Raw genomic sequence first — 25695 nt, 5'->3', positions numbered from 1 at the left:
CGGCATAAGTTCTGATCCCACCTATCCTTAAATGTACAGAATGCTGAATAAATGATATTTATTCAGGGTCAATATGCAACATTAAGGTATATTTTTTGTTAAAGCCGATCCGACTTATTTGCCTTTGTTTATGCGCCGTGTTTCTGATGCCCTGCTACGCAGAGTTTTCATTGGCACAAATCCCGCCGCTCACGAACAAAACGCCCATCAGCTTAGTCGCAGAAAAGGGGTTTTGGACCGACTATTTAACTCAAGAAATGTTGCCTAAATTTACCGAAAAAACCGGCGTCAAGGTGCAAGTGATCAGCACTGAGCTAGACACTATGTTTAACTTACAGACCCAAGATTTACTCCAAGGTTCGGGCAAATACGACTTGCTAACGATGGAAGCTGGCTGGGCAAAAGAATGGGCCGCCAATGGCTACACTGTGCCCTTAGTCGAACTCGCGAAACTGTACGATCCCGATGGTGAAAAGGCCATGGAGAAATACCTAGAACCCTATTATCCATCGCTACTTAATATTTTGTCCTACCATGGTGAAATCCATGCGATTCCCTACAACAACTATGTGATGGGCAATCATTACCGAGCGGATCTCTTCGATAATAAAACCGAAAAAACACACTTTCAGAGCCAGTTCGGCTACCCGCTCGCACCAGCAAAAACCTTAACCGAGTTACGGGATCAAGCCCAGTTCTTCACCCGTAAAGCGGGCGCTATGTTGGCGGATAAAATGTTAACCCACGACTTTTATGGCCTAGCGCTAATGTCGGGCGATAAGCCGCATATTAACGATGAATTTTCCAGCATGATCTGGAGCTTAGGCGGCGCTTGGATGCAGCCAATTTATAACAACCAAAAACAGAACAGTCATTTTGAAGTGCCGACCATCAACCATGAAGCCATTGAAACCGCCAAGCTTTATCGCGAATTAATGCCCTATGCCGTACCTGCTAACGAGCAATTTGCCTTCAATGAGGCCGCCAATGCAATCGCCACGGGCCAAGCGGCAATGTGGCCTTTTGCCTACAATAATTTGTGGCACAAATCTTTTAAAGTTGAACAAAATATTCCCGGCGCACGCCTTGCGGTGAGTCAAGTGCCCGGCGGTTATCCCTATAACGGCGCCTATGCCTTTGCCGTGAGCTACGACAGTAAAAATCCCCAAGCGGCCTATTGGCTCATCAAGTACATGGGCACCTATGAGGCGCAACACGCTTATGCTCTCGGCGGCGGTAATCCCTGTCGTATGGATGTCGTGACCGCCCCCGAATTTAAAAGTGAATCGTTAAGGACCATAGCGGGCGCATTCGAGGCAAGCCATATCGCTAATTTGTTTTGGTCAACTAAAGTGCTAGAACTTGGGCATTTTACCAGTACCGCCATGGGACAGATTTACCCTGAACTCAGCCATGCTTGCTATCGCGCTAGCCGCAGGCCCGCTGACAGCGAGGATATTTTCATTAAATTAAGTGCAGAGATAAAACACCTCCAAAATACCTATGGAGAGGTACCTGCGATTGACAAGAAAACCAATGACAAGCACTAAACCGCTGAAAAGCCTAAAACAAAAAATAACCTTAGCCTTCTATATCATAGTGGGCATGGCGCTATTTAATGGTGTCGTCGCCATACTGCTGTCACAGCAACTGAAATCAGAAATTGAGCATTTAGTGGGAGTGGATGTTGTTAAAGTCACCACTGCACTGCAACTGGCAAAAAACAGTGAAAAACTGCAAATCATCACAGCACGTTTAAATCATTATGATAATGAACAGCAAAGACTTCGCCTATTGAGTGAGCTCTCGGCGCAGTGGGAACTATTAATTAATGACTCCCGATTACTGGCCTTGATTGAAACCTCTAGTGTCAGTAAGCAAGAATTGAATCACGCGTTAGATATCCAACTTTACTATTTACAACAGCTGCCATTACTTGCCGAGTTAACCGATTCCGCCCTACAAGCCAATTTACAAGCAACAAATATTCAGGCCAATTTAACCTCAATGGCATCGGGATTTACCGATGGAATGCAGACCCAATTTCACAGCATCAATGCCGATTCAGAGCATCAGCTTAAGCTGAAAAATTTTGACAAGATTGCGATGAATATCAATACCAACCAGCAATTGTCTCAATTTAGTCATTTGGGAGAACACTTATTTACCCGCCTATCTCAGGTAAAAATTATCGACAATCTGGTTGAGCTTAACCGCACCCAAAGAGAAGCGATGCGGCTGCTGTTAAATATGGAGGCGATTCTCGGGGGCGTTAGCGGGGATACCAGTTTATATTTCAATTTGTTATCGCAAATAAAACAGACCATGGTCGGTGAAGATAACCTGTTTGAACTGTCCCGCAAGGCCATTAAAAGCACGCATATCGCCAATGCGCATTTAGAGTACCAAGCCGATGCCGCGCAAATTGTCGCGACTTATACTCAAAATCTGGTCAACCAAGTCGAGAATGAAATCCAACAAACGGGCGGCGAACTTAAAAGCGACAGTACCGCATTTATCATATTGATTTTTTGCAGTGGTATTCTGTATTGCTTCTTCATCTGGCTCACCAGCTGGCACTTTATCACTAAGGGGATTATCAAGCCTGTGATGGCGACACGAGATGCTATGAACGCTATCGCCAACGAAAAGCTCGACACCCACATGCCAGTCACTGACAACCTAGAACTGCAGCAAATGGTGAACTCTTTAGAAACACTAAAAAGCTATGCGGCCCAGGTTAAAGGAATGGCCGAAACCGACGGACTAACGGGCTGCTACAACCGCCGTTATTTAGACATACAACTCCAAAAAGAACTCGAGTATGCAAGGGATCACAATATGCCCCTAGGCATCATTCTGTTTGATATTGATAACTTTAAACAATTTAACGACAGATATGGCCATGTCGCCGGCGATCAATGCCTGAAAAACATTGTTAACGCCGCTAAATCCATCTTAAAACGCCCAACTGACATGCTTGCTCGCTATGGCGGTGAGGAATTTATGATAGTGCTGCCATCGAGTCATCTCGAGGAGGTCTATCAATTTGCCGAACGATTGCGGGAGAAAATCATCAGCCTAGAAATTCCCCATGAAGACTCCCCCCATGCGGGCATACTTACCATCAGCGCCGGGATTACTTGCTGGCAACTACCGCAACAGCTGGATGCCAATAGTTTAATTAATCGCGCCGATGAAGCCCTCTATCATGCCAAACTGACGGGGCGTAACCGCACCGAAGCCCTCCTCGGCCAACCCATTCGCTATTCCTAAGGCGCCAATCGCGACGGCAGAAACGTTTCTTTTTTCAGCAAAGGATTGAGTTAAGTCCTCTTCACCCCCATTAGCTAATACTAAGTTAATCAGGATCAGGTTAGGGAAAGTATGCTCGCTATTGTTATCACGCTTATCCTCGGAGTCGGGGCAATTGCTTGGCTACTTTCAAGTCGTTGGCGCAAAACCTTGCACCGCCGCCGAGTCACGGCCAAACCCTTTCCTAAAGAATGGCGCAGCATTCTCAAAAAAAGACTGCCTTACTTCCATGCGTTACCGACAGATTTACAGCTACAGCTCAAACGGCTTATCCAAATCTTCATCGATGAAAAGGAGTTTGTTGGCTGCGATGATTTCGAGATCACCGATGAAGTGAGAGTCACTATTGCAGCACAGGCTTGCCTCCTGCTCCTCAATCGAAAAACAGACTTTTACCCCAAACTGAAACAAATTTTGGTCTATCCCGATGCCTTTATCGTTAATAATCAACATAGAGACACGAGCGGTATCGTGTGGGAACAGCGTAATGTGCTGGCGGGCGAATCTTGGGAATACGGCAAAGTGGTGCTCTCGTGGAAAAATACCTTAGACGGCGCCGCCGATCCCCACGATGGCAATAATGTCGTGATCCACGAGTTTGCCCATCAGCTCGATCAAGAAGACGGCCAAGCCAATGGCGCGCCGATACTGCAGCATTTTGCCGATTACAGCACTTGGTCAGAAGTACTAAGCAAGGCTTTCACCCAATTACAGCACAGCGCAAACTTTGGCATACCCTCAATATTTAATTACTATGGTGCGACGAATCCCGCTGAATTTTTTGCCGTTATTACTGAAGTCTTTTTTGAAAAGCCAGAGGATTTCTACCAACAACACCCAGACTTGTATCGGGAACTGAGCCGCTTTTATCAACTCGATCCGATAAACTGGCATTAACCACTCAAACTAGAGACACGCAAAATGCTCAAGGACACTCATGCATTCGCAGTTAAAGGCACCACTGTTAATCGCGCCGCTAATATGAGTCGCGCGACTAATGCCAGTCGTGCCACTAATATTATTCGCATTAGCTTGGGGTTACTGCTCAGTGCGTTAATGCTCGGCGGCCTTAATGTAAGCGCACAGGCACAGGACTCGCCAACACAAAGCGCTCAAACACAAGACACTCAAGTCCGAGGCGCTGCAACGACTTCGAATCCTGATCAACAAGCTGCGGCTCAGGTGTTGGATTTACTCAACCAATATTCAAGCGATGCCGATTGGGATAAGTATTTTGCCCTGTACCGAAAAGACGGCATTTTTATTGGCACGGATGCGAGTGAGCGTTGGGGAATGGCGGAGTTTGAAAATTACTCCCGCCCTACAAAAGGTTGGCGCTATGATTTAACGGAGCGGCATTTAATCCAACATGGCGACGTCATATTGTTCGACGAGTTATTAAATAGCCCCGCCTATGGTGTCAGTCGAGGAACCGGTACTTTGATCAAAACCGATGGTAACTGGAAAATTGCGCAATACCACTTGAGTTTTCCAATCCCCAATGAGATAGCGAAACAGATCACCGCCGAGATCAAAGCCGCAAATAAACAATAATGCCGCACTCCGCCGAATAGGGTTTCGAAAGCGTACAATTTATAAAAGTGCGATTTCGATAGCATCGCTGTTTCAAATTGTACTGTTTCAAAGAGTACGGTTTCAAATTGTACGGTTTCAAAAAAAGCAGCGTTAAGATAAAACAGTTAACAGCGAACGCTATCTCAAGGACACGGTAAAACACACATTCGCCAATTGGGAGAAGTGAATAAAACTTTGAAAATCCACTTCTTCAAATGCCCTTTCCGAAGGGCCCCTATCAGCATAATAAAACCCGATCACTTTGCTATCAACCAACAAAGGCGCCAGTAAAAAGCCCTGCCGTGACACGTGCCGCGCTTGCAACTCCTTGCACTGCTCCTGCCATTTTTTAGAACAGGGATCGTCCACCCAAAGTGGCGCCTTATGCTCCATCGCTTGATGAAATAGCCCACGTTTGTCACTCAAATCGATAATAAACTCTTGTTTTATCGCATCGGCATCACGGCCCAATATCACCCTAGGTTGGAGCTGTTTACGGCTGGGCGATAACAATAATACGCCGCAGCGGTCAACCCCTACGCCCTCAAGAATACCTTCAAGAACCGTCTGCATTATCTGATTGAAATCTGCTTTATTAATGGCAAAACCTGTCAATTCACGCAACTTAGCTAACTGAATATTCAAGTTAACTTGATAGACTGGCATATCTAACGGAATGGGAGGTAGATCGGGTTCAGCGGCGACAATACGTTTAGGATCGGGTAGATAATCGAGTAACACTTTAGCACCGTACACTTCTGCCAACTTATGGGTCGCATTCGCGCAGCGTTGCATTCGCACCAAAAACTCTTTCTCTTCTAGCCCAGTAAAACTCGCAGCTTGAGTCATACGTTTCGCTAACTCTAGCTTATCGAGAACAGGTTGCGATAAAATGTCGCAGAGCTTATCGGCAAGAAAAATAGCCCGAATATCTGGCCGCTGATCCTCTGGATAATTCAACGCTTGGATCAGCAACTCACCCAATCCCCAATTGCGGGCAATACTCTGGGTGAGCTGCAAAAAAGAAGCACCAAGGGCTTCGCGGGTAGCACTTCTCTCTTCGGCGGGCGTTTCACATTGGCAGAGCGTTAAATCTAATTCTTCGGTAAATTCGCCCCCAATACTCCAAAAAGCGCTCTCGCCGATGTGATACAACAAAGAGGCAATAAAGGCTTCCTCCTGCATCTCCTCGTCATGATGACTCAACATCATCCGCGCAATCATGGCCGCTTGAAATGCTTTGGCCATCAACTTAATTAACCTTTGATAGACATTGGGCGCGAGATTTTTACTCTCCAACAAGCTTGAGAGTAACTTAGCTGTAATACAGATATTTCGCACCGCATCGAAACCAAGCACTATGGCGGCGCGGCTAACGGTGGAGATTTGGCTACTCCCCTTATGATAAATAGCACTATTGGCGACTCGAAGAATACGAGAGGTTAAGGCGTTATCGTGCATCACGCTACGCCCAAGTAATGCGAGAGAGGAAACGTCATCCTTGGCGAGCTTTTCTAGCGATTTAACAGTCGAACACAGTGCGGGCATTTCTAATTCACTGATCCGATTTGTCCAATAATCGACCCCTTTATTAGTATTGTTATTAGGCTTCAACCCAAATTTACCTTAGCAATAAAACTTTATTGTTTTGAGTATAGATAAGCACAAATATTTCGCCCGTGGTCTAAGGCTTGTTTTCACCAACCAACAGTTAATTGCTCAATAATTCAACATCAAGTTATACCCGCAAATAAAAATGCCCGAGGCAAAGCTCGGGCATTTAGAGGTTTTAAAACAAGCTGCGTTTAGGCAGTGAAGTACTGCTTAACAACACGCAACACTTTATCTATGTCCTGACGGCTCACATCTTTGTGAGTCACAAGCCGAATCGTGCGCCCAGGGCTTATTAGAATGCCTTCTGCTCGACAGTATTTTGCCAATAAATCCGCATCAACTTTAGGCGCTAATTTGGCAAATAACATATTGGTTTGTACTGCGGCTAAATCGACGTCGAACTCGCTCAACTCGGCCAACTGACGAGCCAAATACGCCGCGTTGTCATGATCTTCACTCAGTCGTTGCACTTGCTCAGTTAAGGCGAGCTTACCTGCCGCAGCAAGTATCCCAGCTTGACGCATGCCGCCACCGAGCATTTTACGCCAGCGTATCGCCTTCTTAATCAAACGCTCGTCACCTAAGAGTAATGAGCCAACTGGCGCGCATAACCCTTTGGACAGACAAATCGACACAGAATCAAAATGCGCCGTAATCTTACTTATCGCGATATTCTGCGCCACAGCCGCATTAGCAACTCGCGCGCCGTCGAGATGGATTTTTAATCCGCGATGAAAGGCCAATGCCTGCGCGTCCGCTAAATAGCTTTGCGGAATCACTTTACCGCCAATTGTATTCTCTAAACTGAGCAAACGCGTGCGGGCAAAGTGGATATCGTCAGGCTTAATGGCGGCTTCAATATCGGCCAAGGCAATGGTGCCATCGACTTGATTCAACAAAGGTTGAGGTTGAATGCTACCTAAGACAGCGGCACCGCCACCCTCAAATTTATAATTGTGGGCCTGCTGGCCGCACAGGTACTCATCACCACGCTCACAGTGGGCCATCAAAGCCAATAAATTCGCCTGCGTACCCGAACAGGTAAATAATGCGCTTTCAAAGCCAAACATCTCTGCGGCCATATCCTGCAGACTATTTACCGTGGGATCATCACCGTAAACATCGTCACCTACTTCGGCTCTGGACATGGCTAATCGCATCGCTGCTGTTGGCTGGGTAACAGTATCACTGCGTAAATCTATCATCTCGTCCTCAACTTAAGGTTTGGTTGGCGCTTAATGGGCTCAAGACTCTAGCGCCAAAGGCTTATTTTGTATAGTTTATCATCATGCTTATTCATCATGTTACTGACTCCAAACGTGAATACATGGGCGGAGTGATGATCTGAATATTGGCTTCAACTAATAAAAACATAAATATACTCAAGATATTGCCGATATATGCCTGTCGATGAGTTGACGCGTGAACGCGTTTCACTTGGCGAAATGCGCCTAAGTCGATAGAATGCCGCACTAAGATGGTCATGCTACAACCATGCGATCACTTTAGTAATTTTGACTAGTACTTATCGTTCAATAGGTGATTTGTAGTGAAAAACTCCCAATCTCGATGGATTCAGCTGGTACTTTTACTATTAAGTTTAAGTCTGACATCGCAGGTATTCGCTTGGTCTGATACTGACCAAGATGGCGTGCCTGACATCAAAGATGCCTGCCCTAACACAGCGCCAGACACGCCAGTAATGGCCAATGGCTGTGTTGAAGAGGTCGAGGTGGAAGCGACTGCATCAGCAGATTGTAGCACGAGTAATCCCAATGCTGAGTTCAGCGCAGATTGTCATAATATTTCTACCGCTGTGGTGTATTTTGAATTTGCCATTGCCGAAGTTGACTTTTCGCAATGGAAAACTTTAGCCTTAGTGAAAGCATATTTAGCAGCGAATGATGTCGCATTAACCTTAGTGGGCCACACTGATATCGTTGGCACGCCTGAGTTTAATTATCAGCTGTCACTTCAGCGCGCTCAAAATGTGAAACGTATTTTGGTTGAAGATTATGGCTTTAATCCAAATCGCTTTACCGTAATGGGTAAAGGTATATCTGAACCTGTAGCGGACAACCGTTCTAGCGAAGGGCGCAGTTTAAATCGACGAGTACAATTTATCGTCAATAATAAATAGTTTTAGTTAGCGTATATTTAGGGAGTTATTCAATGGAAAACCTTGAAGGTTTATTAAAGCAAGCACCGGATCTGATTGTGACTTATGGCTTAAAAGTTTTATTTGCCATTATCATTTTCTTTGTTGGTAAATACTTTGCCGGCGTAGCGCAAAAGCTGGTTCGTAAATTACTTAACAGCCGTAAAGTTGATCCGACAGTTGTTTCATTTGTCGCAAACCTCGCTTGGGCAATTGTGTTTGTTTTCGCAGTGATTGCCACCTTAGGCCAAATTGGCGTACAAACCGCATCATTGGTCGCCGTTATCGGTGCCGCTGGTTTAGCGGTGGGTTTAGCGCTACAAGGTTCTCTGTCTAACTTCGCATCGGGCGTGTTAATGGTGTTATTCCGCCCTTGCCGCGTTGGTGACTATATTGAAGCCGCTGGCATTGCCGGTACTGTTGATGAAATTACTATATTTTCAACCAAACTTCGCACACCAGACAACAAGGTTATTGTGGCGCCAAATTCATCCATCATGAATGGCACTATCACTAACTATTCGGCAATGGATACTCGCCGTATCGATTTAGTGATTGGCGTATCTTATTCTGCCGATATCGCACTCACGAAGAAAATCTTAACTGAGATTTTAGACAACAACCAATATGTGTTAAAAGATCCATCATATACAGTTGGACTGGCTGAATTAGCGAACTCTTCAATTAATTTCGTGGTTCGCCCTTGGGTAAAAACGGCTGATTATTGGACGGCTCGTTTCCAACTGCTTGAGCAAATCAAAAATGCATTAGATGCAGCAGATATCGGTATTCCATTCCCACAAATGGATATTCATGTCAAAGAATTGCCACTCAGCAAATAACCCTAAATGAATAACAAAGGTCGGCAATTGCCGGCCTTTTTTTATGGTTCTGCATCGCATTTTAGCGTACCTTAAAGGACAGATATTAGCGAAGGCACAGATATTCATGTGCGAGGAAATCCAATGCAAAAATACGTATCATTTTTAGCCGCCAGCTGCATTTATGGCTTAGTGCTGATAAGCCCCAATGTGCTTGCCAGTGAGAAAACTCAGGTTCTTATGGGTGAAAAAACCGTCACCTTGGAAGGCAAGTTACCTAAGCTGTCGCAAATGGCGCCAGGATTCAAAGTGGTTGATGATCATTTTGCGCCAGTTATGCTAAGCGACTTTAAGGGTAAAACCGTGCTGATAAGTGCCGTACCAAGCTTAGATACGGGCGTGTGTGCACTACAAACTAAACGTTTCAACAGCGAAGTGGGCCATTTTTCCGATGACGTGGTCATGCTAACCATCAGTGCCGATTTACCCTTTGCACAGAAACGTTTCTGCAAAGTAGAAAACGTAGATAAAATCAAAGTACTATCCGATTCTGTCTGGCGTGATTTTGGTGAAAAATATGGCTTGTTGATTCAAGATTACGGCTTGCTGGCGAGGGCTATTTTCATCATAGATGCCGAAGGTAAACTCCAATACCAAGAGTTAGTTCCGAATATCACCGAGCATCCTAACTATGATGCCGCACTTGAAGCGCTGAAAACCATTCAAGCCCAGCAGTAATTTACCGCTAAAAAACAGGGCAGCCTTAGCTGCCCTTTTGTTTTACGATTGTATATCTACGATTTGGTTTTACGATCTAATGTGTGTGCTGATCGCCATTGGCCTGATAATCAAAGGTCGGCATAGACCAATGATAGCGCAGCGCCAACATCCGCAGGCTAAAACCAACACTCAGACAAATAACCAGATTAATCCACTCGGTTAATTGATAGGCTTTTAAGACGATATACAAGCCTGCCGTCAGTAGTGAAATCACCGCGTAGAGTTCTTTCTTAAAAATCAAAGGCACTTGATTACACAGGATATCGCGGATAACGCCACCAAAGACGCCCGTCACCAATCCCATCACCACAGCAATCGTTGGGCTAAATCCCAGCATTAAGGTCTTCTGCGCGCCCACGATAGAGAACACAGCTAAGCCTAAGGCATCGATAGCCAAAAATAACTTAGACAGATAACGCATCACAGGGGCGATAGCAACAGTGAGCAAAGAAGCGAATGCAATCGCAATAAGGTAATTCACGTGCTCAACCCAAATTAAAGGATAATTGCCGAGCATCATGTCCCTTAGTGTGCCGCCACCAATCGCCGTTGCGCAGCCAATGATCACTACACCAAACAAATCCATCTGCTTGCGACCCGCCGCCAGAGCGCCCGTCATAGCCTCGGCAATAATACCAATCAGCCAAAGTAATCCAATAATCTGCGTCTCATGCATCTTTGCTACTACCAACAAGGTAAAGAAACAGATTCTGCCTGAGAAACTCTCAGTTCTATAATGATTTTATTTTGAATTCATCATTAGAAAAATTAATTCATCATTTCATCAATAATGAATTGCCAATACCTACAACCACAAAAGAGCACTGTATAAATTGCAAATAAAATAGCCAGTTATGCGTAAAACTACTTCTCACGTCTATTTAGATAACTAAAATTTTTAATAAGTATTAATAACGTAAATTCAATCAGATGATAAATAACTGCAGATCATTTAATAGAATGGGCAAAACGCATAAAAATCAGCCACAAAAAAGCGGCCAACAGGCCGCTTAATTTTCATTCAAACTGAGTCAGAACTACTTAGTGTCAGGCTTAGGGGGATAATTTGCCATCACACTACCCACAGCTTGATTGATGATCTGTACTCTTTCTTCTGGGGTATTTTTGTCGCGAATGGTATCGGCAACAGAACCACGCCAGATAAGCTTAGTAGTTTTATTATCAACTAAATCAATAATCAGAGTACCAACTTCATATTCTCTCACTGTAGTTTGGGTCTGCATATTGCCGCCCCAACCCCATCCTGGACCATAGTATGGGTTGTAGCCAAAATTACTATTGAAGGTATCAACATTGATTTTCTTATCGACTTTGGTCAGGTAGTTCACCAATACATCAGCGTCTTTCGCATCGACTAATGTCATGCCTTTACTCGCTAACTGGCTATTAACCGCTTCTCTTACTCTTTGGTCCATCAAGCCATCAAGATGATATCCGGCAGAATCGGCTTTCTGAGCAACCCAAGCATAGGTTTTATATTGGGTAAAATTGGCGCTAGGATCATAGTCCCAACCAGACTTCATCGAGCTACAGGCACTTAATGCCAACACAGCTAAAGCTACAAAAATATTTTTCATCTTAATTTCCTCAGATGTTCGAACCGAACAAAGACAAGTATCAGAGATATGAATTTAGCTTACAGAGCAATCATCTGATCTACAACTCAATTGATTAAAAAGCAGCATCTCATTCAGCTTGACTTCAGCAAAATCAAAGATGATAATGATTATCAATTAAGGTTAAGGGGGGTAATGAAATGTACTGGTTTATTAGCGCGTTTTTGGTTGCATCAGCCATTTTCTTCCTTGCGCCAGAAAAAATCTCACTCGAGGCCAATAACGCTAAGATAAAGCGCCATTTGCCTGTCAGCTTACTGATTTTACCTCTTATTGTACTTGGCTGGTTGGTCATAGATACCGTCGCGAATGGCACTAATTATGCGACAGTCGCCGCATTCGGCTTTGTGACTACCGCCTGCTTAATTGCGTTACCTAAGCTGCATAAATTTATTATGCCCAGCGCCTTACTGACAGCAGTAGCGCTGATCATCATGGTCTTTATGCGCATGAATTAAAACGGCTGAAAACGCTCCCTTTTTCAAAAATATGCTTACTTCCCTGCAAAGAGTTAGCATTTTGTTCAGACCACTTAAGGATAATCCTCAAGTGGTCTTTTTTTACCTCCCAGAACCCCTGCAAATTTGATAAACTCAACGGGTATAAGTCATCTTTTAACACCAATGAATGAAATCTATGAAAGCAGATCCTAATGTATCCTTAGTGTACAGCACCGACAAAGGCCGTATTAATGCAGAGCCCGTCACTAAAGTGATTCCTGAATCCGACGGTATAGTCAGGATCCATAGAGACAGTAAGGGCCGCAAAGGCAAAGGCGTTTCGATTATCTCAGGCCTAGGTCTCGATGAAACCGCGTTAAAAGCAATGGCTCAGACCCTTAAAAAACAATGTGGTTGTGGTGGCACGGTTAAAGATTTCACTATTGAGGTCCAAACAGATAACCGCGAGCAATTAAAGCTATTGCTTGAGAAGCAGAACTACAAAGTTAAATTAGCTGGCGGTTAATCTCGCCCGACTTAGCAATATAGCAGCATGCTAGATCAACTTAGCCACATCGAACGGAGTAGTTAAATGGAGAGTTTGCAGAACCATTTCTTAATTGCCATGCCTTCACTGCACGATACGTTTTTTGAACGCTCAGTCATCTATATCTGTGAACATGATGCCAAAGGCGCCATGGGACTGGTGATCAATAAACCGCTCGGTATCGAAGTTAATTCGCTATTAGAACAAATGGATTTGCCAGCTGAGCAAGTCTCCACCGATTTAGCGTTCAATGCCAATGTCATGATGGGCGGACCCGTTTCCCAAGATCGTGGCTTTGTACTGCATACCTCTCAGCCCTATTGGGCCAACAGCACAGATCTGGGTTGTGGTTTAATGCTAACTACCTCACGCGATGTGTTAACCGCGATAGGAAGCAACAGATCGCCAGAGAAATTCCTCGTCGCATTAGGATATGCTGGATGGAGCAAAGATCAGCTCGAACAAGAGCTTGCCGATAATTCTTGGCTAACGATTCCAGCAACCAATGCACTCTTGTTTGACATTAAACACAAAGACCGTTGGCCACAGGCCAGCCGAGCTCTTGGATTTGATGCTTGGCAGGTTTCAGCTCAAGCGGGTCACGCTTAAGCCTATTTCTTAATATAAGTCAGCACACTATGAATTCGAAAACCGTATTAGGCTTTGATTTTGGCACTAAAAGTATTGGTGTGGCTATAGGCCAAGAAATCACCGCTAGCGCCACGCCATTATTGTCAATTAAAGCCGTCGATGGGATACCCAACTGGGATCAAATAGGCGATTTAATCAAAGAGTGGCAACCCGACCTAGTGGTTGTTGGTCTACCCTTAAACATGGATGGCACTGAGCAAGATATGACCCACAGGGCGCGTAAATTTGCGAACCGTATCAATGCTAAGTTCAAAGTCAAAATAGCCACTCAAGATGAGCGATTAACCACTACCGATGCTAAGGCAAGATTATTCGAGTTAGGCGGATTCAAGGCGCTCACCAAAGGCCAAGTCGATGCAGTGTCTGCCGTACTAATTATCGAAAGCTACTTTGAAAATAACTTCAGCAAGTAATGCCACAATAAAAAACCATATAAAAAGAAAAGGATAAGTTGCCTTATCCTTTTCAGTTTGATGTTTAACCCGATAAATTACCGGATCAAAAATGTGGCTTCACTAAGTTGGCCATCATAGTAATGTGCGCATCATCATCGTTTAGTGCAGCAATGTAACGGAACTTCTCACCACCCGCCTCGGCAAAGAGATGACCATTCTCACCAACAATTTCTTCCAGCGTTTCTAAACAATCGGCGCTAAAAGCGGGGCAAACGATAGCGATATCACGCACGCCTTGTTGCGGCAACGCTTTCAAAGTCGCATCGGTATAAGGTTGTAGCCATTTGGCTTTACCAAAACGCGATTGGAATGTCATCACAAACTCATCTTTACCTAACCCAAGCTTTTCAGTAACCAGTCGAGTCGTTTTCATGCAGAAGCAATAATACGGATCGCCTAAATGCAAATTACGCTCAGGCATACCATGGTAAGACAACACCAATTTTTGCGGTTTACCATTTGCTTCAAAATCAGCCGTGATCGAATTGGCTAAAGCATTAATGAAATCAGCATTATCATGATAAGTATTAATAAAATGTAACGATGGAATATAGCGCCACTTGGACAACTCAGCCGCAATCGCATCAAAAGCAGAACCCGTAGTGGGCGCCGCATATTGGGGATACAGGGGTAACACCACGATTTTATCAATGCCATTTTGATGCATAGTTTGCAAGGTACTGGCAACCGATGGACTGCCATAACGCATTGCTAAATGGACAGAAACATCATGGTTATCGGCGTTAAGTTTATCCGCTAACTTCGCCGTTTGACGCAAACTAATGTCCATTAACGGTGAGCCGGCCGCTGTCCATACCTTCTGGTATAACGCCGCCGATTTTGCTGGGCGTACCCGCAAAATGATCCCGTGTAAAATCATCATCCATACTAATTTAGGAATTTCGACTACCCGGGGATCTGCTAAGAACTCAGCTAGATAACGCCTAACAGCCGATGCTGTGGGTGCATCTGGCGTACCTAAATTTAATAACAGCACGCCCACTTTGCCGCGCTGTCCGTGTCCAACTTCTTTGGATAAGCCTGAAAATTTAGCCAAAACAGCCTCTTAATTAATAAATACTTATAAGATTAAAGTACAGATTCTATTGCTTGCTTAAGCTCTTCGCTATCTGGCTTCACTTTAGAATTGAACTGTTGCACAATCGCGCCATCGCCGCTAACGACATACTTATAAAAATTCCACTTAGGCGCACCAGTTTTTTCGGCTAAGTATTTAAACACGCTATTGACGTCACTGCCACGCACAGCTGAAGTCGACAGCATAGTGAAAGTGACACCGTAATTGATGTAACACACCTTAGCCGTGTCTTTCTCATCATTTTCTTCTTGGAAAAAATCATCCGATGGGAAACCAATAACCACTAAGCCTTTGTCTTTATAGTTTTCATGCAATGCTTCGAGCGCTTTAAACTGCGGGGTATAACCACAGTTACTCGCAGTGTTAACAATCAACACGGGTTTCCCCTGAGTCAATTCACACAGATTAACTGTCTCTTCAGAATGTAATTTTCGTACTTCAAGGTTCAAATACTCGGGACAAGTGGCCGCCATAGCGCCAACACTCATCAGGCTCGCTGTCATAGCGAATATCATAGGTAATTTTTTCATTGCTTTCTCCTTTACCCGGTAAATACGTAAACGTACTAGGTAAAGATCATATTGAATTAAAAAATAAAAGCTATGGTTAACGACAGCATAGCGATGAAGTAAAACCGATTGAGCTGAACGAAAATCTAACGACACCAACAAAAAGCAGCCCATAAAGAGCTGCTTAACCTAGAACCTGGCTCTCGCGTTAGTCCATGTCTAAGGTGACACCTTCCATAAAGCCTGAGCCCGTGGATTCTTTATTCTGTAATTTAATAATCAAACGTAAATCGTTCGGTGAATCAGCATGGTGCAGCGCATCAGCGTAACTAATCTCGCCATCGACATAAAGTTTCAGCAAGGCTTGATCGAACGTCTGCATGCCCTGCTCATTCGATTTGGCCATGGTTTCTTTGAGTAAATGCAGCTCGTTCTTCGCAATTAAACTCGCCACCCTTGGGGTGTTAATCAATACTTCAATCGCGGCGCGGCGCCCAGTGCCATCGACTTTTGGGATCAATTGCTGCGCCACAATACCGCGCAAATTCAATGACAAATCGAACAATAACTGCTGATGTTTACTCTCAGGCACAAGGTGCATAATGCGGTCTAATGCTTGGTTGGCGTTGTTGGCATGCAAGGTTGCCATACAGAGGTGGCCCGTTTCTGCAAACGACAGGGCGAACTCCATCGTCTCTTGGGTACGAATTTCACCAATCAAGATCACATCGGGTGCTTGGCGAAGGGAGCTTTTTAGCGCCGCATCGAAAGATTCAGTATCTATGCCCACTTCACGCTGGGTGATAATGCTTTTTCTGTGGTCGTGAACGAATTCGACTGGGTCTTCGATAGTCAAAATATGACCACGAGCATGACCATTACGATATCCCACCAAGGCCGCCAGAGATGTTGACTTACCCGTACCCGTTCCGCCCACCATAATAATGAGACCACGTTTGCTCATCACCAGATCTTTCAGAATGGGTGGCAGTTTTAAATCATCGACGTCAGGGATTTTAGTTTCGATACGGCGCATCACGCAGCCTGGCGATTCGCGCTGCCAAAAGGCGCTCACCCGAAAACGACCTAAATCCTTTGCCGCAAAAGCAAAGTTACACTCACGAGTCGAATGAAACTCTTGTTTCTGCGCTTCGGTCATTAAGGATTCAACAAAATCCAGTGATTGTGCCGGAGTAAAGGCACTTTCGGCCAAGGGACGCAATTCACCGTCAATCTTAGCACTTGGCGGAAAGCCTGCTGTGATGAACAAGTCGGAGGCTTTGCGCTCAACGATCACTTTTAAAAACGGAAGAACATCCATCATAAATCCTTAAAATGTCGCTTGTTTATTCGAACTCTTCGCCATTGCATCTTCACGGGTGATAAGACCGCGATTGACTAAGTTCTGTAAACATTGCTCTAAGGTCTGCATTCCGTGGGCCATACCGGTTTGAATCGCCGAATACATCTGCGCCACTTTGTCTTCACGAATAAGGTTACGAATAGCGGAAGTGCCCATCATGATTTCATGGGCGGCGACACGGCCTCCGCCGACTTTTTTAATCAGGGTTTGTGAAATAACCGCTTGCAGCGATTCCGACAACATAGTGCGCACCATGTCTTTTTCACCAGCGGGGAACACGTCGACCACACGGTCAATGGTTTTCGCGGCTGAGGTGGTATGCAAGGTACCAAACACTAAGTGGCCTGTTTCAGCGGCAGTCATAGCCAAACGAATAGTTTCAAGGTCACGCATCTCACCGACTAAAATCACATCCGGATCTTCACGTAGTGCACTTCTAAGCGCCGCATTAAAGCTGTGGGTATGGCGGTGAACTTCACGCTGGTTAATCAAACATTGCTTATTTTGGTGTACGAATTCGATAGGATCTTCAATGGTTAAGATGTGATCGTGTCGATTTTCGTTAACGTAATCCACCATAGCGGCAAGTGTGGTACTCTTACCCGAACCCGTTGGCCCAGTCACTAGCACTAATCCCCGAGGGAAACTGGCGATTTTTTTAAAAATCTCCGGTGCACCTAATTGCTCAAGTGACAAGATGTCGCTAGGAATGGTACGAAATACGGCCGCAGCACCACGGGATTGATTGAATGCGTTAACACGAAAGCGTGCAAGATTAGGGACTTCGAACGAGAAATCGATTTCTAAATGTTCTTCGTAGTCCTTGCGCTGCTTATCATTCATTATGTCGTACACTAGGCTGTGTACGCCTTGGTGATCGAGCGCGGGCAGGTTAATTTTTCTCACTTCACCGTCGACACGGATCATGGGAGATATCCCTGCAGAAAGGTGTAGATCCGAGGCTTTGTGTTTTACACTAAATGCCAATAACTCAGTGATTTCCATCGTTTGGGATATCCTTGCAACTAGATAATTACATCATGACAACAATAGCAGACAGACTCGCAATCGCCCAGCGCAGGATCGCACAAGCGGCGCAAAAATGTGCACGCCAACCTAGCAATATTCGCTTACTTGCCGTCAGCAAGACCAAACCTATTGAAGACATTATAGCAGCCTATCAAGCGGGTCAGCATTGCTTTGGCGAAAACTATGTCCAAGAAGGCGCAGAGAAAATTACCGCGCTCAAGGGGGATTTTCCGGACATTGAATGGCACTTTATCGGGCCACTTCAATCCAACAAAACCAGCATAGTCGCCCAGCATTTCGATTGGATGCACACTGTCTCGCGCGACAAAATTGCCCAACGTCTCAATGACCAACGTCCAGCTGAATTAGCACCATTGAACGTCTGCATTCAAATTAATATCAGTGCTGAAGACACAAAATCTGGCATAGATGCGGCGCAAATGCTGCCACTGGCCGAACTTATCACTCAGCTGCCTAATCTTGCACTGAGAGGCCTAATGGCAATCCCAACGGCTACTGCAGATACTGAGTTACAGCTTAAAGAGTTTTCTATGTTAAACAATCTATTTCAAGAACTTAAATCACATTACCCCAATATAGACACGCTTTCCATGGGGATGAGTAATGACCTAGATGCAGCGATTAGCTGCGGTTCAACTATGGTGCGCATTGGCAGTGCCATTTTTGGTGAGCGAAATTACGCTGCGTAAACTCACTCGAGGCATGAAGTTCGAGGTCAGTGTGTGGGCTTGACCTTGTTTTTAGCGCTTTATGCCCAAATACTGTATTAAAGTTCACGACATTTAAGATCAATTAGCGAGAGTCGACTAATCCGGCTCTGACATTCAAATGACTAACCGTTTTATCATCTTGATTTAAGGTGAGTCTGTTACAAATTAACGGTTAACACACTGAAGAGAATCAAATGGATCAACAGAAAATCTGCTTTATCGGTGCCGGCAACATGACGCGCAGCATCATCAGTGGCCTAGTTCATAGCGGCTATCCTGCTCAACTCATCCAAGCGACCAATCCTAGCCAAGGTAAACTCGACGCACTAAAAGCCGATTTAGGGATTTTGGTTTCTCAAGATAATTTAGCCGCAGCGCAAGCTGCCGATGTCATAGTGCTGTCGGTAAAACCGCAATTGATGCAGCAAGTGTGTGAAGCATTACAAACGGTCGATATGTCGCAAAAGTTAGTCATCACTATTGCTGCAGGCATTAAAGCAAAGCGTTATACCGATTATCTGGCGCAGGATATTAAACTTATTCGCGCTATGCCCAATACACCGATGCAGATTAGTGTGGGGATGACAGGCCTCTATGCGCCTCAGGCTATTTCTACCGAGCAAAAAGCCATTTGCGATCGTTTGATGTCAAGCGGCGGCGAAATTGTGTGGGTTAATGAAGAGTCAGAATTAGATCAAGTGATTGCACTATCGGGCAGTTCACCGGCTTATTTCTTTTTGCTGATGGAGTCTATGATAGATGCTGGCAAAGAAATGGGAATGGATGAAGACAAAGCCAGAACTTTAGTGCAGCAAGCCGCGCTCGGCGCTGCTATGATGGCAAAGCAAAATCCACAACTGACCTTAGGTAACCTAAGGGAGAATGTCACCTCAAAGGGCGGTACCACCGCACAGGCGCTGGCGACATTTGAAGCTGCGGATATGCGTGGTTTAGTAAAAAAAGCCATGGAAAACTGTATTAAACGTGCAGAAGAAATGGCTAAGACATTTTAATTTTCACTAACGCGTTTTTATATCGGACTTTAATAGGTAGAAATCTCGATGAATGCATTTACCTTTTTAATCACCACACTATTCGATTTATATTTGATGGTGGTGATTTTGCGTATTTGGCTGCAACTGGCAAGGGCGGATTTTTACAATCCTTTTAGCCAATTTATTGTCAAAGCGACTCACCCGCTCATCGCGCCAATGCGCCGTATTCTGCCTTCCTTAGGACGGTTTGATACCGCATCATTCGTCCTCGCGTTGCTGGTCGTGATGGTCAAAGTACTGCTGATCAGCCTTATCGCGGGCGGTGGCATAGACATACTGCTGTTTTTGATGTTTGCCGTCGTATCTGTGATCAAAAAAGCAGGGGTATTGCTGTTTTGGATGCTGTTGATACGCGCAATATTGAGCTGGTTTAACCAAGGCTATAACCCAATAGTGATGGTCATGGGCCAGTTAACTGAACCCGTATTAGCGCCAATCCGCCGTATCATACCGCCAATTGGTGGCTTAGATTTATCGGTGATGTTGGTGATTATTGGTATGAATTTCCTCAATATGTTACTTGCCCAATATATCCCTTATTGGGCTGTGATCTAATGAGTGCAGTGACTTTGCAGCAAGGTGACTTGCTGCTTAATCTCTACATTCAGCCTAAGGCCAGCCGAGATCAAATAGTAGGGATTGCACGGTGATGAGCTAAAAGTAGCCATCACTGCGCCGCCTATTGATGGCAAGGCCAATGCCCATTTAAGTAAGTACTTAGCAAAAACCTTTAAAGTCCCCAAGAGCGACATTCATATAATGAAAGGTGAACTTGGTCGGCATAAGCAAATCCGCGTGATTGACCCAAAGATCATCCCAAGCGTCATTACTGAGCTGATGGGACAAACTAGCTGAGCTAATGCTGTTGAAAGGCTGAAAACCAACAAATTTCTTTGAATGCGGTTAATTTATCGATAAACAGATAAACATAAACAATAGTCACAGCGACCTATACTCAAACATTCCCTAATATGAGGTATCCCATCATGTTCCGTAATATTCTGGCTGTATTAGCCCTCACCGCTAGCCTTTGTGGTGTTGCAAACGCAGAGCAAAAAGAAACTGTCGGCAATTTTGACATTCATTACATGGCACTTGGCAGTACATTTTTAACGCCTAGCATAGCCAAATCCTATGGCATTCAACGCAGTAGCTATACAGGCATTATCAACATTGCGGTGTTAGATATCAGCGAAGCGAATAAACCCGCAGTACCCGTTGAAATTACTGGTGTCGCCAATAACTTATTAGATGCTCGAATCAACTTAACCTTCAAAGAGATCCGCGAAGGTGATGCGATTTATTATATTGCCGAAGTCCCTTACCGCGATGATCAGGAGATCAACTTCAATATCGCGATCAAGCATGGTAATCAATTAAATACCAACTTGCAGTTCAAGCAAAAATTCTACGTCGAATAAGCCAAGCTGAGATTACCGCAATACATAAGTAACTTTGGGACGATACAAGTCTGTACCGTCCCGCCCTTTTCCTGTCCTTTAGCCCTCAGCTTGGGTATCATTGCCGCAGTATAAGTCGCCCCAATGATATAGGTGTTCCATGCAACAAATCGTCCTCGCCAGTGGCAACAAAGGCAAACTCGCCGAATTCGATCAAATGCTCGCCAGCTACGGTGTCACTGTACTGCCGCAGAGCCAATTTAATGTCAGCGAAGTGGCCGAAACGGGCACCACTTTTGTCGAAAATGCTATTATCAAAGCCAGACATGCAGCCGAAATCACCGGACTTGCCGCCATTGCCGATGATTCAGGTTTAGAAGTGGATTTACTCCAAGGCGCTCCCGGCATTTATTCAGCGCGTTACGCGGGCGAAAATGCCAAAGATCAAGACAACGTATTGAAACTACTTGAGACAATAAAAGACCAGCCAGCACCTCGCAGTGCGAGATTCCAATGCGTACTGGTGTATATGCGCCACGCCAAAGATCCAACCCCAATTATTTGCCAAGCTGCATGGGAAGGCCAAATCGACTTTAACCAACGTGGCGACAATGGCCATGGTTACGATCCGATTTTTATCCCTGAAAATTATCAATGTAGCGCGGCGGAGCTCAGCAGCAACGAGAAAAATGCCTTAAGCCATCGTGGTAAAGCCCTAGTGCAACTCATCGCCGCCATGCAAGCCCAAGGCGTGTTAACTGGCGGGAATGCACAATAATGTCGTCAACTGCCGTGACTACTGCGATGAAGCTCGAACTGCCGCCACTCAGTCTGTATATCCATATTCCTTGGTGCGTACAAAAGTGTCCTTATTGTGACTTTAACTCCCATGGTCAAAATGGTGAGCTGCCACAGGAAGCCTATGTTGATGCGCTATTAGAAGACTTACGCCAAGACTTACATCTCGTCCAAGGGCGGCAAATTCATACCATCTTTATCGGTGGCGGCACACCATCCTTATTCGATGCTTTGCAAATCAAACGCATACTCGATGGTGCCAATGCGCTAATCCCCTTTAGTGACAATATCGAAATCACCATGGAAGCCAACCCTGGCACCTTAGAACACGATGATTTTAGTGCCTATCGCGCAGCCGGTGTCACTCGTTTATCTATCGGTGTGCAGAGTTTTTCTAAGGATAAGCTCAACTTACTTGGACGTATTCACGATCAAAACGAGGCACAAGTCGCTGCTCAAAAAGCCAGTCAAGCGGGATACTTGAGTTTTAACCTCGATTTAATGCATGGATTACCCAACCAAAGTTTTGCTGAAGCCATGGCTGATATCGACACGGCAGCGGCGCTCAATCCGCCCCACCTGTCTTGGTATCAGTTAACAATTGAGCCCAACACCCTATTCCACTCAAAACCGCCGCAGTTGCCCGATGACGAAGCGCTCTGGCATATCTATGAGCAAGGTCAACAAAAGCTGGCCGCATTAGGGTATGAGCAATACGAAATATCCGCTTATGCGAAACCCGGTTACCAATGTAAGCACAATCTCAACTACTGGCAGTTTGGTGATTATCTAGGCATAGGCTGTGGCGCCCACGGTAAAGTGACGCTGCCAGAAGAAAACCGCATTATACGCACGGTAAAAATTAAACATCCCAAGGGATATCTGAGTGCCAGCAACTACACCTTCGAATCGATTGATGTGGCAGAGGAAGATCGCGCGCTTGAATATTTAATGAATCGCCTGCGCCTGATGACAGCTATCCCTAAGCAAGAATTTGAACTGCGTACCGGACAGCACAGAGACACATTGACCGAAGGAATGGAAAAGGCCAAACAACGTGGTTTACTCACAGAATCCGCTGAACATTGGCAATTAACCAGCAAAGGTCACATGTTTGTTAATGATTTACTGACACAATTCTGCTAAGCCTGCCGTTAAAATAGCTATATAAATAATGTGTTAGTGGTCATTAGTGCAGTTTAATACAATTACTGCTAACACATTTTCTAACATTAATATCCATACATTCTTGTCCAGCTTCTTTAGAATTGATGCAACTCAATCCAGGAAGCCTGATCATGCCAATAAAAACTAAAATCAGCTTAGTCGCACTGACCCTTTCAGCTCTACTGACCATTCCCGCGTATGCAGCATCAACTTCGCCTGCCTTACACAGTGCGAGCGAACCTGTGAATGCAGTGGTGCAAACCGAGTCAGACAAAGCCAATGCGTTGTTCGAAACCATCTTCATGGAAAACATCATGGCGAGCCCCATTTCGCAAACCTATATGGGGATCAAGCAAGACTATGATAAATGGGATGAACTGGGTGATGCCGCCGATGATAAAGCCCTAGCACGCACGAAAAAACAACTGGCGCAGGTCAATCTGATTGATGCGGCCAAGCTCGATCCACAAACAAACCTCAGCCTCACCTTACTCAAACAAAATCTGCAAAATGACATCGAAGATGACCAATGGCGCTACCATAATTACCCTGTGAATCAGATGTATGGCGGCCACTCTATGATCGCCTCCTTCTTAATTAACCAACATCAAATCACAGATGTCAGCGATGCCAAGGCCTATATCAGCCGCTTAAATGGCGTGCCCAAACGTTTAAGTCAATTACAGACAGTGTTAGAAGTTCGCGCTGACAAAGGCATTATCGCGCCTAAGTTTGTATTCGCTTATGTGATTTCAGACAGCCAAAACATCATCAAAGGTGCGCCTTTTGATAGAGGCGACGACAGCGCGCTACTCGCAGATTTTCGCCGTAAAGTGAACGCATTAGCGATTCAAGAAACGGAAAAGCAAGCACTGATTCAACAGGCTGAGCATGCACTAGTAACTCAAGTCGAGCCCGCCTATAACAAGCTCATCAGTTACATCAAAACCTTAGCAACCAGAGCTGACGGCCGCGATGGTGCGTGGAAACTCCCTAATGGCGCGGCCTTTTACAATAATGCTTTGGCCCGCACTACCACCACAAATATGACCGCCGATCAAATCCATGACTTAGGCCTTTCTGAGGTGGAACGTATTCATAATGAAATGCGCGCCATTATGAAGAAGGTCAATTTTAAAGGCGATTTACAGCAATTCTTTAGCTTCATGCGTGACGATCCCCAGTTCTACTACCCCAATACCGCCGAAGGCAAAGCCGACTATTTAGCTGAGGCGACTAAGCTCATCGACAATATGAAATCGCGCTTAGATGAAGTGTTCAAAGTAAAACCTAAGGCTGCCATGATAGTGAAACAGGTTGAAGCCTTTAGAGAAAAATCTGCGGGTAAAGCCTTCTATGAGCAACCAGCCCCCGATGGTTCGCGTCCCGGTAGCTACTATGCCAACCTATATGACATGAAAGCCATGCCTAAATACCAAATGGAGGCACTGGCCTACCACGAAGGTATTCCGGGTCATCATATGCAGATAGCCATTTCCCAAGAGCTGCAAAATATTCCTAAGTTCCGCAAGTTTGGTGGCTATACCGCGTATATCGAGGGTTGGGGTTTATATAGCGAATCTTTCCCGAAAGAAATGGGACTCTACGCCGATCCCTATTCTGACTTTGGTCGTCTAGCAATGGAGCTATGGCGTGCATGTCGCTTAGTCGTTGATACAGGTATCCACGCTAAAAAGTGGACCCGCGAGCAAGTCATTGCCTATTACGTGGATAATACGCCCAATGCTAAATCAGATGCGGTGAAAATGGTTGAACGCCATATCGTTATGCCATCGCAAGCGACAGCCTATAAAGTGGGCATGATTAAGCTGCTGGAACTCAGACATAAAGCAGAGCAACAGCTTGGCAGTCAATTTGATATCCGCGACTTCCATACGCTAGTACTTGCTAACGGCGCATTGCCACTGGATGTGTTAGAACAACAAGTCGATCTCTGGATAGCCAGTAAGAAGAAGGCCTAATACCCTGATGTTTTAATGCCTTAATGCCTAGCCGTGAAGCATTGTTAACCTGCTTCACGACTAAAGCGACATCGATGAAAGTCTTAAGCTACGCCCAATAAAAAAGCCACTCGAAAGTGGCTTTTTTATTGGTACCATTATCCCGTTAGATAACAGAACCCTTCTCACTGTGGGTCACTATATTTGTTGTATTAATTTATGCTTTAGCACTCGCCTTCACATCACTTAACACACAGTTGCGACTTTAGGGTACAGGGAGACAAAACGCTTGCCTAAGGCTGCACAAACCATCAATAAAAAATTACCTCAGCGATAAGGCTGAGGTAAACCAAAAACTAGGATGATGGTTTAAAGAGCCAACATTGTTTTAGTTCTCAAACTTCTGTTGGCTGTGATCCAAAACTGCATTAATGCCGACCTGTACACAAAAATTGAAAGGGGTCATTTCCAATAAACGTATAGGACTCAGGTCATTCCGAATCAACTGTTACCATTGTATTCAATTAAGAACAGAGTTCAAGGATGTTATAAAAAAGTGCTTTAGAACACCCTAAAAAATCATCAGCAAA

Annotated in this window: 27 protein-coding genes and 1 pseudogene; 19 read left to right on the top strand and 9 right to left on the bottom strand. The window is 45.0% G+C overall.

Going from position 1 to position 25695, the window contains the following annotated elements; genetic code table 11:
- Nucleotides 1–146: 146 nt before the first annotated feature.
- From FW758_RS00815 to FW758_RS00800, 4 genes are all read left to right on the top strand, one after another.
- Entirely contained in the window at nt 147–1550 is a 1404-nt protein-coding gene (locus FW758_RS00815) for an extracellular solute-binding protein (protein ID WP_446444374.1), read from the top strand.
- Nucleotides 1537–3276, top strand: coding sequence for a diguanylate cyclase domain-containing protein (locus FW758_RS00810; protein WP_446444373.1), 1740 nt, complete (start codon nt 1537–1539; stop codon nt 3274–3276). Before FW758_RS00815 ends, FW758_RS00810 begins: the two co-directional genes overlap by 14 nt.
- Nucleotides 3277–3387: 111 nt before the next feature.
- Nucleotides 3388–4212: a M90 family metallopeptidase gene (locus FW758_RS00805; RefSeq protein WP_006085694.1), complete on the top strand. Its 825-nt coding sequence runs from the start codon at nt 3388–3390 to the stop codon at nt 4210–4212.
- Nucleotides 4213–4236: 24 nt separating this feature from the next.
- Nucleotides 4237–4869, top strand: a complete 633-nt coding sequence (locus FW758_RS00800) for a nuclear transport factor 2 family protein (protein WP_446444372.1) — start codon at nt 4237–4239, stop codon at nt 4867–4869.
- 159 nt (nt 4870–5028) lie between these two features.
- Here FW758_RS00800 and FW758_RS00795 read toward each other — a convergent pair whose 3' ends face one another.
- From FW758_RS00795 to FW758_RS00785, 3 genes are all read right to left on the bottom strand, one after another.
- Nucleotides 5029–6504: an HDOD domain-containing protein gene (locus tag FW758_RS00795; RefSeq protein WP_006085696.1), complete on the bottom strand. Its 1476-nt coding sequence runs from the start codon at nt 6502–6504 to the stop codon at nt 5029–5031.
- Nucleotides 6505–6695: 191 nt separating this feature from the next.
- Nucleotides 6696–7709 (bottom strand): low-specificity L-threonine aldolase, encoded by a 1014-nt coding sequence (gene ltaE, locus FW758_RS00790; protein WP_446444371.1) that lies wholly within the window; start codon nt 7707–7709, stop codon nt 6696–6698.
- 94 nt (nt 7710–7803) lie between these two features.
- Complete coding sequence (locus FW758_RS00785) at nt 7804–7989, bottom strand: hypothetical protein (protein ID WP_041408419.1); 186 nt, start codon at nt 7987–7989, stop codon at nt 7804–7806.
- Nucleotides 7990–8053: 64 nt separating this feature from the next.
- On the opposite strand from FW758_RS00785, the gene FW758_RS00780 reads away from it, so the two are divergent.
- The 3 genes from FW758_RS00780 (at nt 8054) to tpx (ending at nt 10221) form a co-directional block, all read left to right on the top strand.
- Nucleotides 8054–8644, top strand: coding sequence for an OmpA family protein (locus tag FW758_RS00780; protein WP_259585091.1), 591 nt, complete (start codon nt 8054–8056; stop codon nt 8642–8644).
- Between the two features lie 32 nt (nt 8645–8676).
- Nucleotides 8677–9504, top strand: a complete 828-nt coding sequence (locus tag FW758_RS00775; protein ID WP_006082505.1) for a mechanosensitive ion channel family protein — start codon at nt 8677–8679, stop codon at nt 9502–9504.
- A 123-nt stretch (nt 9505–9627) separates the two neighbouring features.
- Complete coding sequence (gene tpx, locus FW758_RS00770; protein ID WP_063883290.1) at nt 9628–10221, top strand: thiol peroxidase; 594 nt, start codon at nt 9628–9630, stop codon at nt 10219–10221.
- A 76-nt stretch (nt 10222–10297) separates the two neighbouring features.
- Here the strand turns inward: tpx and FW758_RS00765 are convergent, their stop codons facing one another.
- Nucleotides 10298–10939: a trimeric intracellular cation channel family protein gene (locus FW758_RS00765; protein ID WP_006082508.1), complete on the bottom strand. Its 642-nt coding sequence runs from the start codon at nt 10937–10939 to the stop codon at nt 10298–10300.
- A 361-nt stretch (nt 10940–11300) separates the two neighbouring features.
- Nucleotides 11301–11861, bottom strand: a complete 561-nt coding sequence (locus tag FW758_RS00760) for a DUF4136 domain-containing protein (protein WP_006082509.1) — start codon at nt 11859–11861, stop codon at nt 11301–11303.
- 179 nt (nt 11862–12040) lie between these two features.
- Between FW758_RS00760 and FW758_RS00755 the strand changes: the two genes are divergently transcribed.
- The 4 genes from FW758_RS00755 (at nt 12041) to ruvX (ending at nt 13951) form a co-directional block, all read left to right on the top strand.
- Nucleotides 12041–12358, top strand: a complete 318-nt coding sequence (locus FW758_RS00755; RefSeq protein WP_006085701.1) for a hypothetical protein — start codon at nt 12041–12043, stop codon at nt 12356–12358.
- A gap of 178 nt (nt 12359–12536) precedes the next feature.
- Entirely contained in the window at nt 12537–12866 is a 330-nt protein-coding gene (gene yciH, locus FW758_RS00750) for a stress response translation initiation inhibitor YciH (protein WP_219253466.1), read from the top strand.
- A 66-nt stretch (nt 12867–12932) separates the two neighbouring features.
- Nucleotides 12933–13496 (top strand): YqgE/AlgH family protein, encoded by a 564-nt coding sequence (locus FW758_RS00745; protein WP_446444370.1) that lies wholly within the window; start codon nt 12933–12935, stop codon nt 13494–13496.
- Between the two features lie 29 nt (nt 13497–13525).
- Nucleotides 13526–13951, top strand: a complete 426-nt coding sequence (ruvX, locus tag FW758_RS00740) for a Holliday junction resolvase RuvX (protein WP_006082513.1) — start codon at nt 13526–13528, stop codon at nt 13949–13951.
- Between the two features lie 85 nt (nt 13952–14036).
- Here the strand turns inward: ruvX and hemH are convergent, their stop codons facing one another.
- The 4 genes from hemH to FW758_RS00720 all read right to left on the bottom strand — a co-directional run bounded on the left by hemH (nt 14037) and on the right by FW758_RS00720 (nt 17969).
- Entirely contained in the window at nt 14037–15050 is a 1014-nt protein-coding gene (gene hemH / locus FW758_RS00735; protein ID WP_012587170.1) for a ferrochelatase, read from the bottom strand.
- A gap of 32 nt (nt 15051–15082) precedes the next feature.
- Nucleotides 15083–15622 carry a glutathione peroxidase gene (locus FW758_RS00730; RefSeq protein WP_259540869.1) on the bottom strand — a complete coding sequence of 180 codons (540 nt, stop codon included), beginning with the start codon at nt 15620–15622 and terminating at the stop codon, nt 15083–15085.
- 187 nt (nt 15623–15809) lie between these two features.
- Nucleotides 15810–16922 (bottom strand): PilT/PilU family type 4a pilus ATPase, encoded by a 1113-nt coding sequence (locus FW758_RS00725; protein WP_446444537.1) that lies wholly within the window; start codon nt 16920–16922, stop codon nt 15810–15812.
- Nucleotides 16923–16931: 9 nt separating this feature from the next.
- Nucleotides 16932–17969, bottom strand: a complete 1038-nt coding sequence (locus FW758_RS00720; RefSeq protein ID WP_446444369.1) for a type IV pilus twitching motility protein PilT — start codon at nt 17967–17969, stop codon at nt 16932–16934.
- A gap of 35 nt (nt 17970–18004) precedes the next feature.
- Between FW758_RS00720 and FW758_RS00715 the strand changes: the two genes are divergently transcribed.
- The 8 genes and pseudogenes from FW758_RS00715 (at nt 18005) to FW758_RS00680 (ending at nt 25126) form a co-directional block, all read left to right on the top strand.
- Nucleotides 18005–18703: a YggS family pyridoxal phosphate-dependent enzyme gene (locus tag FW758_RS00715; RefSeq protein ID WP_446444368.1), complete on the top strand. Its 699-nt coding sequence runs from the start codon at nt 18005–18007 to the stop codon at nt 18701–18703.
- Nucleotides 18704–18918: 215 nt separating this feature from the next.
- A complete protein-coding gene (gene proC / locus FW758_RS00710) occupies nt 18919–19737 on the top strand; it encodes a pyrroline-5-carboxylate reductase (protein WP_006082519.1) in 819 nt (272 codons plus the stop codon).
- Nucleotides 19738–19785: 48 nt separating this feature from the next.
- Entirely contained in the window at nt 19786–20334 is a 549-nt protein-coding gene (locus tag FW758_RS00705) for a YggT family protein (protein ID WP_006082520.1), read from the top strand.
- Nucleotides 20334–20634 (top strand): annotated as a pseudogene (gene yggU, locus FW758_RS00700) (DUF167 family protein YggU). Before FW758_RS00705 ends, yggU begins: the two are co-directional and overlap by 1 nt.
- Before the next feature lie 131 nt (nt 20635–20765).
- Nucleotides 20766–21200, top strand: a complete 435-nt coding sequence (locus tag FW758_RS00695; RefSeq protein ID WP_006082522.1) for a DUF4426 domain-containing protein — start codon at nt 20766–20768, stop codon at nt 21198–21200.
- A 139-nt stretch (nt 21201–21339) separates the two neighbouring features.
- A complete protein-coding gene (gene rdgB / locus FW758_RS00690) occupies nt 21340–21957 on the top strand; it encodes an RdgB/HAM1 family non-canonical purine NTP pyrophosphatase (protein WP_012089754.1) in 618 nt (205 codons plus the stop codon).
- Complete coding sequence (hemW, locus tag FW758_RS00685; RefSeq protein ID WP_446444367.1) at nt 21957–23123, top strand: radical SAM family heme chaperone HemW; 1167 nt, start codon at nt 21957–21959, stop codon at nt 23121–23123. Before rdgB ends, hemW begins: the two co-directional genes overlap by 1 nt.
- 152 nt (nt 23124–23275) lie before the next feature.
- Nucleotides 23276–25126: a DUF885 domain-containing protein gene (locus tag FW758_RS00680; protein ID WP_446444366.1), complete on the top strand. Its 1851-nt coding sequence runs from the start codon at nt 23276–23278 to the stop codon at nt 25124–25126.
- The last annotated feature ends 569 nt before the right edge of the window (nt 25127–25695 follow it).

The organism is Shewanella sp. 1180_01, from assembly GCF_052850535.1.
This window is presented reverse-complemented; position numbering and strand designations above follow the sequence as displayed.

Coding starts and splice junctions, on each gene's coding strand:
- FW758_RS00815 (WP_446444374.1), top strand. CDS start 147: ATGCCCTGCTACGCAGAGTTTTCATTGGCACAAATCCCGCCGCTCACG.
- FW758_RS00810 (WP_446444373.1), top strand. CDS start 1,537: ATGACAAGCACTAAACCGCTGAAAAGCCTAAAACAAAAAATAACCTTA.
- FW758_RS00805 (WP_006085694.1), top strand. CDS start 3,388: ATGCTCGCTATTGTTATCACGCTTATCCTCGGAGTCGGGGCAATTGCT.
- FW758_RS00800 (WP_446444372.1), top strand. CDS start 4,237: ATGCTCAAGGACACTCATGCATTCGCAGTTAAAGGCACCACTGTTAAT.
- ltaE (WP_446444371.1), bottom strand. CDS start 7,709: ATGATAGATTTACGCAGTGATACTGTTACCCAGCCAACAGCAGCGATG.
- FW758_RS00785 (WP_041408419.1), bottom strand. CDS start 7,989: ATGACCATCTTAGTGCGGCATTCTATCGACTTAGGCGCATTTCGCCAA.
- FW758_RS00775 (WP_006082505.1), top strand. CDS start 8,677: ATGGAAAACCTTGAAGGTTTATTAAAGCAAGCACCGGATCTGATTGTG.
- tpx (WP_063883290.1), top strand. CDS start 9,628: ATGCAAAAATACGTATCATTTTTAGCCGCCAGCTGCATTTATGGCTTA.
- FW758_RS00765 (WP_006082508.1), bottom strand. CDS start 10,939: ATGCATGAGACGCAGATTATTGGATTACTTTGGCTGATTGGTATTATT.
- FW758_RS00760 (WP_006082509.1), bottom strand. CDS start 11,861: ATGAAAAATATTTTTGTAGCTTTAGCTGTGTTGGCATTAAGTGCCTGT.
- FW758_RS00755 (WP_006085701.1), top strand. CDS start 12,041: ATGTACTGGTTTATTAGCGCGTTTTTGGTTGCATCAGCCATTTTCTTC.
- yciH (WP_219253466.1), top strand. CDS start 12,537: ATGAAAGCAGATCCTAATGTATCCTTAGTGTACAGCACCGACAAAGGC.
- FW758_RS00745 (WP_446444370.1), top strand. CDS start 12,933: ATGGAGAGTTTGCAGAACCATTTCTTAATTGCCATGCCTTCACTGCAC.
- ruvX (WP_006082513.1), top strand. CDS start 13,526: ATGAATTCGAAAACCGTATTAGGCTTTGATTTTGGCACTAAAAGTATT.
- FW758_RS00730 (WP_259540869.1), bottom strand. CDS start 15,622: ATGAAAAAATTACCTATGATATTCGCTATGACAGCGAGCCTGATGAGT.
- FW758_RS00725 (WP_446444537.1), bottom strand. CDS start 16,922: ATGGATGTTCTTCCGTTTTTAAAAGTGATCGTTGAGCGCAAAGCCTCC.
- FW758_RS00720 (WP_446444369.1), bottom strand. CDS start 17,969: ATGGAAATCACTGAGTTATTGGCATTTAGTGTAAAACACAAAGCCTCG.
- FW758_RS00715 (WP_446444368.1), top strand. CDS start 18,005: ATGACAACAATAGCAGACAGACTCGCAATCGCCCAGCGCAGGATCGCA.
- proC (WP_006082519.1), top strand. CDS start 18,919: ATGGATCAACAGAAAATCTGCTTTATCGGTGCCGGCAACATGACGCGC.
- FW758_RS00705 (WP_006082520.1), top strand. CDS start 19,786: ATGAATGCATTTACCTTTTTAATCACCACACTATTCGATTTATATTTG.
- FW758_RS00695 (WP_006082522.1), top strand. CDS start 20,766: ATGTTCCGTAATATTCTGGCTGTATTAGCCCTCACCGCTAGCCTTTGT.
- rdgB (WP_012089754.1), top strand. CDS start 21,340: ATGCAACAAATCGTCCTCGCCAGTGGCAACAAAGGCAAACTCGCCGAA.
- hemW (WP_446444367.1), top strand. CDS start 21,957: ATGTCGTCAACTGCCGTGACTACTGCGATGAAGCTCGAACTGCCGCCA.
- FW758_RS00680 (WP_446444366.1), top strand. CDS start 23,276: ATGCCAATAAAAACTAAAATCAGCTTAGTCGCACTGACCCTTTCAGCT.